The following is a 14,659-nucleotide window of genomic DNA, read 5'->3' as shown; positions in this document are numbered from 1 at the left end:
AATTCAGAGGAGTTAATAAGCAATACTTCGTCTGGTGTTGTCAATATTGGCCATACCAGTAAGTCTAGAACTCAATGACCGGGCTCAAGTGGTCGGTATGTGGGTCGCGGTTGGAGCCATGGGCGTCTTCCTGGGCATCTAAGTATATTTTGGGCATAGTAGTAAGTCATGCTTATGAAAGAGATACAAATATTTCCCCTCCTATTCCAAAATACTCAGTGCTGGCACTGACGTACCATGATTGAAATTATAATATCCTTCGCAACTAGACTACACGTTGAAAAAACGGTGTTCGTAAAGCAACCGAAAATTGATTACAGTAAGCCCTTTAATTCATAAACATCATGAACAATTATTGGGTAACGTTTTACGAAGACGAGAATTTTAAAGAGAAGAGCATCACTCTGAATGGTCCTGCAGATAGGGTAACCAAGTCTTATAGGGGACGGCCCAACCAATCCAGCTTCCATACGACTACGGTGTCACTTGGTCGCACCTAGTCGAGTAGCTTGTCTGTGCTAGGTGGGATTAACCACCCAGTGTAAATCGGACTCGTCGGCATCTTGAATGGAGACACACACCTGGTCGTCATTGCGAATCAGAAACGTATTATGGGTACCTGTAAAGGACTTTCGAACGGACTCTAATTCTTGTATCTACCCCACTCATTCGGTTATACAACTAGCTATTTTTTGTGATTAGCGGCTATGCTCGAGTTTCTACCCAAAATCCTGGCTATTCGCAACGGGGTAGTGGGATTATGAGGGCGAGAAAATAGTAAAAGAGAAAGGATCACCTATGAAGTAGCACCGGCTTTATAAGGACTGCTGAACCGCTCGACCTACTGCCAATCATGCCTCTGCAAGAGGTTCGACGCAAGGCCATCTACAAGGCTTTCATTAGCAGGCCGCAGGTCTTACTGGCGAAAAGTGGGCGCACTATTCAACACGAGTCTCACTCCCTGTATCTTAAAATAGCAATAATTTTGCTAGTTACTTAATTAGATCCTTTGCTCCATTTTATCCACGACTCCAATGCCGCTTTCACATCCGGCATGCCTTCGGCTAATAAGCTCACACCAGTGCGTATACGTAAAGGAAGTAGACTAAGTGTGTTATCTTGCCACAGCCGTTGCTGTGTACATTGAGTAATATATTCATTTATCCAGAGATTAATTAATCGGGGGGGAACCGTAGACATGTTTTGGACTATGGCATCATCCTGTTGGGTCCATTGGCTTAAAGGTTTTCTAGAACAAATAATAAAGGGACCATCGCCTGTGATCTCGGGCATTTTGCTTAAGTACACCATTGCGCGGGGGTAATTATATCGGTTTTGCACGAAATCGTCATCTATCTGGTCAGGAGTAAGCTCGTTTATGTTCGTAGTGGCGTTTGTTTGCAAATAAGAGGTGCGAAGACCCTGCGTTGGTTTCACAACTGGTAAATAGGCGACATTTAATTTTGACCGATCAGGTTCATATACTTGCAGTACGTTGACTTGAGTAATTGATCGAAGATACTCCTGTATAGCTAGACGATAACGTTCTTTATTAGCTTGGCTTGGAGGAACCCTAAAAAGTAAATAGCTGTATAATCCGAACCCCCTTTCCTCTGGGCGCTGGCCTTCAAGCCATGAACGAGCGAGTAAGGAAGGGCCAAGATGAGAATTATCTCCTGCTTTGTACTGCAAGCTGCGGCCTTTTGGCACGACCATAATGGATAGGGAAGCAGTACCGGAAATGGTGGGATCTTCTGCTAAGATCCATGTGCAATTAACTATATAGTCACCTGTTTGCGCGCCACCTAGTATCCACATTGTTCCATTTGCAAGTTTTTTGACTTTCCCAACAGGGACAGTCCAAGAAGTAACGATTTTTCGATTATCAGATGGAAGTGCCCTTAGTCGGACGCTATCGAAGGGCTCTACTACACTTCTTTCGGCTCTACATACGACAATTATAGGGTCTGGGGGTACTGTAGCTAATGCATTACTATTGATTGCCACTAAGAAACTAATAACAAGGGCTATATCTCCCCCTTTTTTAGATTCATTCTTTTTAGTTTTTTTTTGGGCAAACATACCGGCTAAATAAGTCCAAGCCGCCGCCGCGAGGAAAAGAATAGCTACTACAACGTTGGTTTCGCTTTGACTCAACGCGTTATTTGGGTAAAGTATGCGGAATACCACCCATATTATCATCGTCAACACGAATACAATCCAGAACCTCTTCAAGGTGGAAGCCATGGTTTTATTATTTATGTAGATTAATTTCCTTCAGGCTTGCAGTTGTCGCAATGCTCATAGTTGATTGTGTTGTTGTGCGCATCGTCCCACCCCGTTTGTACGATTTCCGCTCTGGTTAACTTATTTGGATGCGTGTCAGTATCGTTTTCGCCGCCGTAGCGTAGTACGCATTTGGTTGAAGCAGTTTTACTCGCGCCCAACTTATTTAAAATATAACCACTCCAATAATCGGCATCTAATTCATCCCCTGCTTGCGTTGGGTGCCGATCAAATCCGGCAACATGATGGCCTAATTCGTGTGCTAGGACAGAAATAGCTGCCCATTTTGTACCAGTTGTATTATTAGTATTAATAAGAAAGTCCTTATCTGCCACTAACATTCGAGTGTTATCAGGGGAAGTTGTAGCATAACAATTACCTTCTCCTTTGGAAATATATATCATAATAGGAACATCGAATTTCAATGTCCTTTTCATTTTTGCTACAACTTCATAAATACCTGTACCATCATCTTCAGCAGAAGCTTCATTAGCAATAAAAGATCTTTTTTTTCCTTGGTTGGTATAATAGCCACTTTGACCAGAGAACCCACAAACACGTGGCCTTGCCTGGTAATTATCCCAAGAAAAAGCAGTAAGAACGCAGGCTAATAAGAGGGCAATGAACGCGAACAAAGCCCTCACCATACGGGTCTGATCAATGAAATCCATCAGCGGTAGCTGGAATAGTAATTCTAACTGGTTTGTTTCTGTTCTCTCCTACGGTAATGTTTTTAATGCTTTGAGCATTAATAAGTTGCTGTTGAGCAACGGAGCCATCAGTGGAATCGTCGTCTTCATCGCTGTCTTTGATTGGCGGAGCTGGCATTCGTGTAGGCTGTTGGTTTGAACAGCTAGAAACAATAGATGCATAGCAATTATTGACATAAGCGCATTGATTTGCATACCATTGGTTCAAGTTTGCTAGCCATTGTTGGCGGCAATTATAAACGATTGTCTGGTCGTAAGGCTGACCCCATTGGTTAAATGCTGGGCACCGCTGATTGGGTATGATGCTGTTGTACTCTTCCCAGTACGCTTTATTAACCTGATTAGCGTATGATTGCAACTGCGAGATAGCGGTACTGCAAGTTGTTTGAGAATAACCCGGAATGGCATTCATAATGACAGCCAAAATGGCAAAAAAAGTCAACCTTTTCATAATAAACTTTGTTTAAATTATTAGAGTAATCAAAAACATGTAGTTGAAAGAATAGAGTGCATTCATGATATCAATAAATAATTATAAGGTGTGTTTGGAACCATTTTTGATAAAATCTATAAACATTAACTCATAAATATTTTAAGGTAAATATTGAGTAGGCACAAATTACTCAACGCTTCTCCTCCTTATATAATAAAGTCCTTGCTTTTCTGTTATTATGATATTGATCCTGATTATCTATAGTCTTCAAAGTTCAATAAACAAGTGAAGCAAAATTCAATTTTTGTTTGCCATTTGAATCAGTGCTAGCACTGAATTTTAGCGTATTCAGGACAGCCTATTTCTTGAACGTAGGGTGATGTTAGAGTCCTTCAATTTGGCCACAACGCTATAGTGTGCCTATGGCTAGTTCAAGAGCGTACTAGAAAATTAGGTAGGGAGTAAAATAGCAGCGAGCCAGTAAGTTGTGCGTGGGGTTTCTAAGCATCATGCACATTATGGTTGTATCAATCCCTTATTGACCCTCAATGGATAGTTATCAGCTTACTGCTGCTAGTGCAACGCGAAGGGCGCCTGTATTTAATGCCTTAATCTACATGTGTCGCACCTGCTGCCAATGTCGAGCCTTAACAGCAGAAGTTCTCGGCTTGAACAGCAGTGTATTATTTCTATCACTGGCAGCGCACCGGCTTGTGGTCCTACGATAATACCCACAGGCAGCGACCAAACGCTTAAGCGCCTAACTATCTTATGCAAGGCTGAGTTGGACGAAATACGAAGCCAGATTCTCGGCAGTTTCAACGCGCTAATGCAAACGATAAAATTGGCTTCTAGATAACGTATGCTCCGTATCGTTGGCTCTGTAGGTGGTAAACCTTACCAATTGATACTGAGGTGGTCCACCTAAGCTGGACAGAGTTGGGACGTTTTTTGGTTGGATTTCGAAGTAATTAGCTAAGACCTGCCAGATGCGTCGGCGACCGATCCCCTGTATCCTTCAGCTACCAACTCAGCCAGCAGGCGACGAGTGCCATAGCGCCGAGCATGTCTGACTAAGACCTGACACATTGTTCCTTATCATGCCGGTATAACAGCCCGCCGATATTATCTTGGCCAGCCAAGCATAGTATGCACTGGTGGTTACCCGCAACACGGAATACAGTTGCCGTACGGACACACGCGCCTGCCGTTGAACAATGTACTGGTACACGCTCACGGGGTCGGCTGGTCGAAGATGACCAAGGCTTTTTAAAATGTCCAGTTCTTGCGTCAACCGTTTGTTGGCCGCCCGTAGGGCGCACCTCTCTGAGTCACGAGCCATTTTCATACTGCCCACTTCGGCCACTACCTGCTCCTGCTGCCAGCGATAGAGTAGTTTAGGATTGATGCCCAACGCACGGGCGGCCGCTTGGATGAAGCGACTTTCCTCAGCTAGACGTAGGGCTTCGGCTTTGAAGGCTGCATCATACTTACGCCGTTTGTCGGGCAATGCCCTGTTCTTTTTGCAGTCATGTTAGAAGAAAGATACGTCCTTCTTCTATCCGCCTAACTTAGACTACCTTAGTTTGAGTAGGGCTAATTTCACGTGAATTGCTTCACCGATAAAGAGAGTACAAGCAGGTGACTTACGTATTCACTACTATCCTAAATTCGGCGGTATAGATCAGGATATCCCGATTCATCAAGGACACCAAGCCCAACAGCTGCCATAGATTATTTACTTAGAATAACGCTGAGTATGTAAGCACCACAGCACGGATTATTATAGGGACAAATTTTATAGAATGGGGTGAGGTCTTTAAGTAACAAAATACTGCATAGTGGGTGTATTTATATAATAGTAATTAAACTGACGCTGCATAATCTTTCTTTTAGTATGTCAATCATTAACAAAGAATATTTCACAAGAATACTATGCAAAAGCACGACATTATTTTATATTAAAAAAATATTGTTGCAAACATTATTCTAAATAATATTTACTTTTTACACTTTCACTACAATTATCATCAAGATCAACAAGAAAATTATTATTGAAATTTATTCTTTTTAGATGTCTGATATTTTTATCATATATAGATAATCTTTTCTCTTTAAAATTAAAAGAAAAATTTGCTACTTCTGAAATATTGTTGTGATACCCTTCTATCAATGATAATTCATATGTAGGATAACATTTATTTTTATATTTAGAATATGTAACTGTCCAAAGAACAAGTTTATATGCATACTGTTTATTCGTTTTTTTCTTGATTTTTAATTTATTTACAATGCCTTTATAGACTTTTGCTGACTGAACAAGATGAAATAGACCTTTAATGCAAGGCTCTGGAACCGAGTCTCTACTTTTACACTCATTATATCTATCAAAAGCAAAACTAAACTGATGGGAAGAATTCAGTAAATAATCTTCATCAATGTAACTATAATACAAATCAGTGTTAAATACAAGTGACGACGTGCAAAAATAAACTGATTGATACTTGATATCAAATGAAATTGTTATTGGAAGTACTTCTTTGGGGTTTATTATAAAATATCCTTCTTGAACATTGTCTTGTTTACTTATAGGGTAAGCATTTCCTTGTAAAGATTTCAATGAATGTGATTGTACAGCACAACTTGGATCATTAAGGCTTACGGTATCTACACTTAATAAAAAACAATTACGCATATAAATCCTAATTGTATTATTAGATTTGTTCTTAATATAAGCATTTCCGCTATACTCAATAGTGCTATCATTTACATGATTAGCTTTGAATGATATGGGACCAATCTTACTGTTTATTGAAGGATAGACTTGAACTTCATCTCCTTTTAAAAAATTAAGTAATTGAAGCTCAAATTCAACTATCCGATAAGTTACAAATACTGAGGTGCCGGATAAAATTGGAAGTATCAGAAATTTAATTGTTTGTATCCTTTTTCTTTTAAAAAATTTAAAGATAATTATTGAAGGAATTAAATATCCTAGTATTTGTATATAATACAGAAAACTAACTGTATATGGAAAATAGCTTTCCTGTTTCTCTAGAAATCTTATATCGCCTTTTAACTTATAAATTACATATGCATTAATAAATACACCAATTATCATATTTAACAAAGCATATATAAAAGGAAAAGATGCTATCCAATAGATACCTATTGTGATAAATACATTCTTAAGCGCTTTGTTTGCAAATAAAATTTCTCCTATTATCCTAACGATAAGAAAAAGAAAGAACGCTATGGGAAGAATATATAATATCTGGGTCAAAAAACTATCTTTAAATAAAAAATCATTCACGGATTCTAAATATTTTTCATTATGTTTTTCAAAAGATAAATTAAATTTAATAAATGTGTTATGTACAGAAAAGACAAGTATTAAGCATATAATAAGGTAAGCCAGTGGATTTATATAGCTAACCTTTTGATTAAAGTAAATGTTAGTAAATAAAATTTTAGGTCTAAAAGTTGCGTGATAAAATGTAATTGCAAAATTCTGCAACCAGCTCAATATATCTTTAATTGTCTTATCCATTTAATTAAAGTATGATTTGCAATTAGGTTAATCCTGCTCTTAAGGCCATTAACTTTTAGATCAGGTAGCAAAGACGTCTTATTTACACAAAGCCATAAAGGCGACGCTCATACACGTCATAGTACGCTGCCACTGCTGCCTCATCCTGATCATTCGTTCCAGGCGGATCGCTGGCGCCAGGCCAGATTCGAAGTTCAATGGAGGCCAAGGAAGACAACACCCACGCACTACAAGAGACAGCAGCGCCAATGACCAAAACCGCCACAGTGATTGCCGGTCGTCGCAGGGCTTCTTCCTGGTCTTTAATGATGAAACCAATCGCCCCGAGCGTCGCCGTTTTAATTGCAGCGATCCACTTAGCCCAATCGGCTAAGCAATCCAGCGCATGATATGCTCCCGCACTAGTGGTATGCACTAAAGATTTATCTGCTAGCCATTGATCACAGAGATAGAGCACGAGCACATCTAAGAAAATAGTGCTCACCGTACGAATTACAATTGTGGTTTGCTGAGCGGGAGCAATGAACAATCGAGCTGCAAGGGCATCAGCATAATAGACGCACAAGAGAAAACCACACGAAAATAGCCCAACAACAATCCCGATTGTTATTGGGCGTAGGCGCTGTTTGTTATCCATGAGCTTGACCGCAAAGTTGATGATATCCTGGTCGCTCGAATTCCTATTAGAGTACTAAACTGACCCATAATCTCTTATGCTAGGCCGCTCTCCATAAATAATACGTAAACAGCTGTTGCAATCGCGCCAGCATACCTACCTCTTTGGTTCTGCTCAAACTTGCCACTACACCTAGCAACAGAAAGCCAGTTACCTGATTCACCGTCGGCGCATTGTCTCAGCTCGTTATGGAGCGCGCGTAACTTTCAGCCGGAGACTGCCCGTGTTGTTGACGTGGGTCTTCCATAAATCGTTAGCAAATACCCAGAGCACTCCAGTGGCGTTATCTACCACCCCGGTGGCCTCGTCCGCGGGCTTGGATGTAATTACCTTTCTCAAGTTGTTCTTGATAGGAAACAAATCCTTTAGCAAAGGCTCGGGATCTTCCCAGATTAAGTAGCGGAAGGCTTCTCCTAACGACTTTTCCAGCCATGGCCAAGTGCGTGGGTAGTTCACTAGCCCCATCAACTGCATCCACGGTTCGTTCGGGGCTCGTAGAGCCCAGCGAAAGCTACGTTTCAGCAGGGATTCTTTACCCCGAGGTTCTCCCCCAGGGCCAACTGGTGTATCATTCAGGTCCTGCCACACCCCACTTGGTTCAAAGGTATAGGTGGCACCCTCTTCCAAAATCAGCCCGGTGTTAGTCCATAATTGGTCGGCCGGCACCTCCACCGTGGCTGATTCGCCGGGACTAAGAGTGCGCAAAGCCAACGTTTTGCTGCCGTTGAGCTTGCATTTTTCCAGGCGCTCCTGCACACTGGAATGTAGATAACCGCGTAGTTTTTCTTCCTGGGTTGGAGTATCCGCTTGGTAGCGGGGACGATACCAGCGTGGCCATCCTGCTACATTTGTATACAGTGGCCCGCGTAGCGAGCGGTGGATGCGGCCAGCGGCATCAGGTTTGAGTGATTGGTCCCATCCCGTGCGCAGTTGCAACCCGTGCGTTTGGGCTTTAATGGTTAGCCATTCATATGTGATATCGGCGAGGCCCCGTTCAGCATAGCCCCCCCCTACGTCACTATGCACTCCTCGAAACCAGGCCTGCTCTACCTGCGCCGTGAGCGTCTCGCCTGTGTTGACTTCCCACAAGGTGGGCATGAAGCTGGTTCGCATCTCGTCCATCGCTAGGGCGTGGTAAAAGTGGTCCGTGATCAGGTTGGGTGACAGGTCGTGAAAGCCATTGCGAAAAAACAAGCGCAAATTGAAGCTCCACCCCCAGAAAGACACGCCCAGTGAGCCTACCGTATCCCAAACGCCAATGAAGTGGATCCGGGCGTAGCGGGTATTCAGGCCCAGTCCCTGGTGCCAACCGGGGTCCTGCGCGTACTGCGGATCCGGCAAGTTTCGATCCTCACTGACCTTATGATTTTCGTAGTACTTGTACGCTCTTTCTACTCTTTCAGCTGTCGGCTGCACCAGGATGCCAACCTGTTGAATCATGCCCGCAATAGAACGCGCCGTGAAGGCCCCCCGGGAAAAGCCGAACAGAAAGATGCGGTCACCTGGCTCGTAATTCCAAGCAATAGCCATGTATCCCCTGCGGATATTAGCTCCCACACCCGTGCCCGTAGCTCCCTCAAAAGTACGCCGGGCGGTGCTCCCGAGCGCCCCAACCCCCGGCTGGTACCAGGTAACTTGCTGCCCATCTGACTCCGCTTGATCTAGGCAAGCCTGATAAAGCTTGTGCACGTTGGTGGGAGCGGCAGCACCGTACTCCTCATCCACGGCCGAATTCCAGGTGCCATCACAGCAAATCACTAGGTTCTTAGGCATAGCAGCTAGAAATAGAAGGAACTGATCATGATGAAGTGTATCCTTACAGGCCAACATCCAACCTCTGATCTTACCTAGGAAGGCAGGAATGCTGATTCGGAAAGCCTCTAAGTTGAAGGTGAAGGTGGTCAGCCGTTTTGTAGGCGCTAATCCGCTGCGTAAAGGACTAAATAGTACCCATATCAGCAAGAGGCTACTCCTGAGTGTGAGTCAGGATACACTGGTAGCGCTGGTAGCAGCCAGAAGACAAGGAAATGTTCCACTCATGCTTCTTCGCCGGCTAGTGGTATAGCGGAGAAGGCGCCAAATAATACTTACTCCTCTTTTACATCATGTACGAGGCTGAGGGCGTCTATTTCCTAAAGCCAGATAGTAGGCTAGCAGGAAATAAACGGTTAATACCAAGAACTGCATAAGTGTTGGGGAGTAGTAGACGTTAACCTACAACAGCAGGCAGTACGGTACATCCGTACCAGCACTGAATAGTAAGCAAGATCTGTCCTGTACCGTTTTAGCCTACTAAAGCACATATGTGCATCATAGCAACCTCTTCTCTGCCTTGTTCCTTCAATCACTGTCTTGCCCAGGAGCAAATAGTATTGAAAGTCAAGCATTTAATGCAAATTTTGACTTTTAACACTGTTCATGTTCAATAGAGCTACCAAATTCATTTGGTGGCTTGGGCCAGTGCTCCCTATCCTAAGATGGTTACTCTTTAATAAAACGTGCCGTAACAGTCGTTGTGGCCGATTCTACCCGTAGAGAGTAGACTCCTGGTGCCAAGGAGTAAACCGGTACAGCAACTTCCGTTTGTCCCCTTGCAAGTTCTTGCCGTAGCACGCAACGGCCTAGCGCATCTTCTACTAGCAGGTGAGCAGGGCTTATCCCAGCGGGTCGCCACCGCACCTGGAGTGTCGCGTCACTGGCGGGATTTGGATAGAGCTGTAGCGTGGCCCTATTATGTGTTGGTTGAGCCGCCGTAATAGTACTGATTGAGGCTTTGGCCACAAACTGCTCATAAGACGGGCTGTGTTGGGGCAGGACAAGCGAGCCCAGAAGTACATGTCCCTGCAGAGCGCCAGTGACATAGATATTATTGGCCGCATCCAGTGCCAACCGTAAGGCATATTCCAAGCCAGTGGTAGCACCGGCTCGCAGGGCCCAGCGTGGAGCCCCCTGAGCAGTAAAAGAAAGCAGCGCTAGGTCCGTATCCGTGTCACTAGACGAAGTGAGCGTGAGTCCGCCCAAGCTGAGCGTACCGACTACGCCTCCGGAAAGGTACACGTTGCCGGTCGCATCCGTGGCCACTCCACTGATCCCTCCGTTTTTCGCGATAGCCGAGAGATAATTCCACCCTATAGTACCCTGGGGGGTGTACTGCGTGATGGCCCACTGCCAGGGTGACGAGCCAACTGGCGCCGTATCCGGCGTCGTGTCAGAGGTCAGGTACACGTTGCCCGCCGCATCCGTGGCCATACTCCAGACCCCTTCCGCATTGGCTGGATTCGGACTAGGGTGACGCACCACCCATTGGGGCACCCCTGCTGCACTATAGCGGGCTACGAAAACGTCGTCGTTTCTGCTACTGCCCGTTAACGTGAGCGGTCCCAAGGTGGCGGTGCTCTGAAACTCAGTGGCGACACACGCATTCCCTGCGGCATCCAGGCTAACCACCGCTTCATCATTAGATCGTCCCTCAAACTGCTGAGCCCACTGAGCCATGCCCTGTGCATCATATTTCACCACAAAGCTGCTAGACTTGTCAGGAGGACTGGTCAGGGTCGTGTTCCCGAATACCTGCGTGCCATAAAAGTCACCTAAAACTACTACCTCCCCAATGGGCGTACACGCAAGACCATGTATTCCATCTCCCTCGCCACGGACCCAGAGCATGGTGCCCTGCGGATTGAACTTCACTAGGAAACTACCCCCACTTGTCAAGGTGAGGGCATCATCAATCAAGAATACGCCGGGCGACAAGTAATATCCGGCCACGTAGCAGTTGCCGCTAGCATCGACGGCTATCGCTTTGACAATGGTTTCCGAAAACGTACTGCTGAAGTGCCGTATCCAGGCTAGCTTGCCAGCCGGTGTGTATTTGGCCAAGTAGCTGTCCGACGTTTGGGGGGAGGTGAGCGTCGTTCCGTCAACGGACATCAGGCCCCGAAAATCACCGGCGGTGAAGACATTACCGACGCCATCTAGCTGAATATGTCGGCTGGTACTATAGTCTTCAGAGGAAGTCACACTACTAGTGGCGCGAGTGGCCCATGGCCAGGTTACAGAAGGGGTCTGCGCGACGAGTGAGTGAGGCAGTAGCCACAAAAGTACCAAGGCTAAGTGCCAGAACCGGAGGGTATGCTCTAGCACGTGTGTAGCCATAATGCTTCCCTGTTTAGTCAACGAGTTAACTTTGTGACAATTATGAAAGTAGCAAATGGTTTAGCCTTTCACAAGGCTAGCTGGTTCAAGGCATAAAAAGTTTCAGTGCCCGCTTTTCTGGCTATGTTCAAGGTTGCAGGCGACATGAACTTAGAACGATGTAGAAGGCCATCCTCCGAAGGGAACTTCCGTTGGACAAAACATAGAAATAAACACAGTACACAAGGTCTCTGAATCCTGGGAATAGTTGATTAACATAGTATTGCTTATACCCCCGCTCTTGGAATAGTGATGCTTTATTTGACCATTATGACGTGGCACTTTGCTAAGGTATAGTCTATTATCGTATCTTTGTACGAGCCTATGCTGAGGCTCCTTTCGCGCGCACTTTCTGCGGCTGCTCCCTGGCGCGCGTCCTTTTATTTATCTCGTAAAGAAGACCACGTGAACACCGTCTATTTTACGGATCGTAGCGGCGTGGAGCAGCACGCGCTACAATCCCTCCTCCACTACGAGGAACAAGAAGCCATCGGGCAGATCGCTGTATTCCCCGATATTCACTACTGCTCCGAACGCGCTATCCCTGTGGGGGTCGCGTTTCACACCACCGAGGTATTTTATCCCTTGGTCACCGGCAAGGATCTGGGCTGCGGGGTGGCTTACCTGCGCATTCCCCAGCAGGACGTCTTGCGGCCCTTCAACAAAGCCCAGCATTATCGCGCCTTGGAGCGCGAGGTGCACGGCATGACCGATGAAGGCTTAGGCGGGGGCAATCACTTTCTCGCGCTGGAAACCTCCCAGGAGTACCTGTATGTGCTCGTGCACACGGGTAGTCGCAACCTAGGTATTTATCTGTACCAGGAGAACTGCCGCTTGTTGCAGCAGTATAACCCGGGTCAGGAGTGGCTGCCGATCGAGTTAGCCACCCTGGACTATCGGCAGGAGTATGAACGGGCGCTGACGTATGCCGCGAGCCGCCGACGAGAGTTCGTCTTTAAAACCTACGACTTTCTGTTGCGCAATGGCTATGTGCAGGCGGGTACGCCCGCTTTTGCGGATAGTTGCCACAACTTACTCGAGTTCACGCCGACGGGCGTGATTCATCGCAAAGGCAGCACCCAACTCGTCGCCGACCGGGAAGTGGTCATTCCGCTGTCCATGAGCCGCGGCTCGCTGATCGTGAAACCCAACCGCTGGCATCCGGCCCTCCTGCACGCCCTGTGGAGCTGCGCGCACGGCGCGGGCCGCCGCTACAGCCGCACCGATACGCTCAAGCACTGGCATTCGCTCAAGAAAGCGGAGAAAGATACGTACCGCCACCGCTTCTCGGAGTTACTCAACCGCCAGGGCGACTTTGACAGCAGTATCCTACAAGAGTTCGACTTTGCCTATAAAGACACCAAGGCGTTGCTGGACACCCAACCGCATCTGATCCGGTGCGATGAAACCCGGCCCCTGGTGACGGTGAAATATACGGGAGTGTAGGTGCCGCTCACCAGAATCTAGCACGAGGAGGTGCTAGGTGCTGGTGGGCTAAATGGCCTTCGAACAGGTTCATGGCCAGTAGTTAAGCTCGACGCAGCTATTGAACGTGCTCGAAAGATGTTATGCCGGTTACCGGTGCGCTATAACGTTCTGCAAACGCTTCTTCACAGGACGTTATAGGAAAAGGCCTTCCGGAGTACTACGGCATTCGCCACGTTACACCCGGCGTAGAAGCGCCGCGCGGTGGCTTCGGCGGCGTGCAGGGCCTTGGAGCGGCTGCCCCCGGCTTGGCCGGCAAAGAGCGCCACGAGGACCAGCAGATGATATGTCAGACCCCGGAAGATGCGCCTAGGGTAAAACGCCGAAGCAGCGTGGCCCGTTACACCCCAAACTTCCCGTCTAACTCCTTCCCATGCCTACCCTCCTTGGCACCCTGCGCACCGGCACCAGCGGCATCGTCGTGCCGGGCCCAAAGGCCACCTTTCCCGAGGCCTACCAAGCCACGAGCCGCCTCACCTACTATGCCACCCTATTTAACTCGGTGGAGATCAACAGCACCTTCTACCGCATCCCCCAGCCCAAAACATTTGCGGCCTGGGCCGCGGAAACCGGCCCTGGGTTTGCCTTTACCCTCAAGCTGTGGCGCGATATCACGCACACCAAGACGCTGGCCGAGGACCTCTCCGGCCTGGTCCGCTTCATCGAGGCCGCCCGGGAGCTAGGCCCCAAAAAGGGCTGTCTGCTCCTGCAGTTCCCGCCCAGCAACACTATTCGCCAGCTACCCGCCGTCCGTGCCTTATTGCAGGCGCTGGCCGCGGCAGACCCCGCTCACGAGTGGCGCAAAGCAGTGGAGTTTCGCCACCCCAGCTGGCAGGCCGAGGAGACGTTTGAGCTGCTGGACCAGCACGGCGCTAGCCTGGTGCGGCACGACAAAGGTGCCGCCCGCAACGCTCGGCTCAACGAGGGGGCGGACTTTGTCTACCTGCGCTTCCACGGCCCGCAGGGAAACTACCGGGAGTCCTACGAGCGCGACTTTCTGCACGAGCAGGCCGAGCAGATCCACGACTACCTGCTAGAGGGGAAAGACGTGTATGCCTACTTCAACAATACCATGGGTGCCGCGTTTGCCAATGCCCAAGACCTGCAGCGGCTGGTCGCGGAGCGGGCCTGAGCCGTACGACGCGCGTCCGGGGCCGGGTGGCGTTGATTTCCAGGTCCAAGTCATGGTAAACCACAGCGCGGGTCTGTCTGGGTAAATCCTGCTTATTATTTACTTGCTTTAGACTGCAAGAGCGCAGACAATTACATCTTAACCAGTAAATACCGAAGCCTATAAATGTGTAGGTAAATCTACTTGTGCGTGT

At 47.2% G+C, this 14,659-nt stretch carries 10 protein-coding genes; 2 read left to right on the top strand and 8 right to left on the bottom strand.

Annotated features, from left to right (window positions below; translation table 11 throughout):
* Positions 1-996 precede the first annotated feature (996 nt).
* The 8 genes from SD425_RS29825 to SD425_RS29790 all read right to left on the bottom strand — a co-directional run bounded on the left by SD425_RS29825 (position 997) and on the right by SD425_RS29790 (position 11,675).
* Positions 997-2,247, bottom strand: coding sequence for a hypothetical protein (locus SD425_RS29825; protein ID WP_324680939.1), 1,251 nt, complete (start codon positions 2,245-2,247; stop codon positions 997-999).
* A gap of 20 nt (positions 2,248-2,267) precedes the next feature.
* Entirely contained in the window at positions 2,268-2,957 is a 690-nt protein-coding gene (locus SD425_RS29820; RefSeq protein ID WP_324680937.1) for a hypothetical protein, read from the bottom strand.
* The gene (locus SD425_RS29815) at positions 2,944-3,447 is read right to left on the bottom strand and encodes a hypothetical protein (protein ID WP_324680935.1); all 504 of its coding nucleotides are present in this window, start codon (positions 3,445-3,447) and stop codon (positions 2,944-2,946) included. The genes SD425_RS29820 and SD425_RS29815 overlap by 14 nt, the downstream gene beginning before the upstream one ends.
* 1,012 nt (positions 3,448-4,459) lie before the next feature.
* Positions 4,460-4,939 carry a transposase gene (locus tag SD425_RS29810; RefSeq protein ID WP_324680933.1) on the bottom strand — a complete coding sequence of 160 codons (480 nt, stop codon included), beginning with the start codon at positions 4,937-4,939 and terminating at the stop codon, positions 4,460-4,462.
* A 474-nt stretch (positions 4,940-5,413) separates the two neighbouring features.
* Positions 5,414-6,979: a hypothetical protein gene (locus SD425_RS29805; RefSeq protein ID WP_324680931.1), complete on the bottom strand. Its 1,566-nt coding sequence runs from the start codon at positions 6,977-6,979 to the stop codon at positions 5,414-5,416.
* Between the two features lie 82 nt (positions 6,980-7,061).
* Positions 7,062-7,616, bottom strand: coding sequence for a hypothetical protein (locus SD425_RS29800; RefSeq protein ID WP_324680929.1), 555 nt, complete (start codon positions 7,614-7,616; stop codon positions 7,062-7,064).
* Between the two features lie 225 nt (positions 7,617-7,841).
* On the bottom strand, positions 7,842-9,428 hold the full coding sequence (locus SD425_RS29795) for a DUF2235 domain-containing protein (protein ID WP_324680927.1): 1,587 nt from the start codon (positions 9,426-9,428) through the stop codon (positions 7,842-7,844).
* Between the two features lie 708 nt (positions 9,429-10,136).
* Complete coding sequence (locus SD425_RS29790) at positions 10,137-11,675, bottom strand: T9SS type A sorting domain-containing protein (protein ID WP_324680925.1); 1,539 nt, start codon at positions 11,673-11,675, stop codon at positions 10,137-10,139.
* Positions 11,676-12,254: 579 nt separating this feature from the next.
* Between SD425_RS29790 and SD425_RS29785 the strand changes: the two genes are divergently transcribed.
* Both SD425_RS29785 and SD425_RS29780 read left to right on the top strand, forming a co-directional pair.
* On the top strand, positions 12,255-13,295 hold the full coding sequence (locus SD425_RS29785) for an RtcB family protein (protein WP_324680923.1): 1,041 nt from the start codon (positions 12,255-12,257) through the stop codon (positions 13,293-13,295).
* A 412-nt stretch (positions 13,296-13,707) separates the two neighbouring features.
* Entirely contained in the window at positions 13,708-14,466 is a 759-nt protein-coding gene (locus SD425_RS29780) for a DUF72 domain-containing protein (protein WP_324680921.1), read from the top strand.
* Positions 14,467-14,659: the final 193 nt, after the last annotated feature.

The organism is Hymenobacter sp. GOD-10R (assembly GCF_035609205.1).
Lineage (GTDB): Bacteria > Bacteroidota > Bacteroidia > Cytophagales > Hymenobacteraceae > Hymenobacter.
The sequence above is the reverse complement of the archived record's forward strand: the minus strand, read 5'-3'. Positions and strand labels throughout refer to the sequence as shown.

What these genes read in the sequence shown, in the direction of transcription:
- SD425_RS29825 (WP_324680939.1), bottom strand. Translation starts at nt 2,247, where the DNA reads ATGGCTTCCACCTTGAAGAGGTTCTGGATTGTATTCGTGTTGACGATG.
- SD425_RS29820 (WP_324680937.1), bottom strand. Translation starts at nt 2,957, where the DNA reads ATGGATTTCATTGATCAGACCCGTATGGTGAGGGCTTTGTTCGCGTTC.
- SD425_RS29815 (WP_324680935.1), bottom strand. Translation starts at nt 3,447, where the DNA reads ATGAAAAGGTTGACTTTTTTTGCCATTTTGGCTGTCATTATGAATGCC.
- SD425_RS29805 (WP_324680931.1), bottom strand. Translation starts at nt 6,979, where the DNA reads ATGGATAAGACAATTAAAGATATATTGAGCTGGTTGCAGAATTTTGCA.
- SD425_RS29800 (WP_324680929.1), bottom strand. Translation starts at nt 7,616, where the DNA reads ATGGATAACAAACAGCGCCTACGCCCAATAACAATCGGGATTGTTGTT.
- SD425_RS29795 (WP_324680927.1), bottom strand. Translation starts at nt 9,428, where the DNA reads ATGCCTAAGAACCTAGTGATTTGCTGTGATGGCACCTGGAATTCGGCC.
- SD425_RS29780 (WP_324680921.1), top strand. Translation starts at nt 13,708, where the DNA reads ATGCCTACCCTCCTTGGCACCCTGCGCACCGGCACCAGCGGCATCGTC.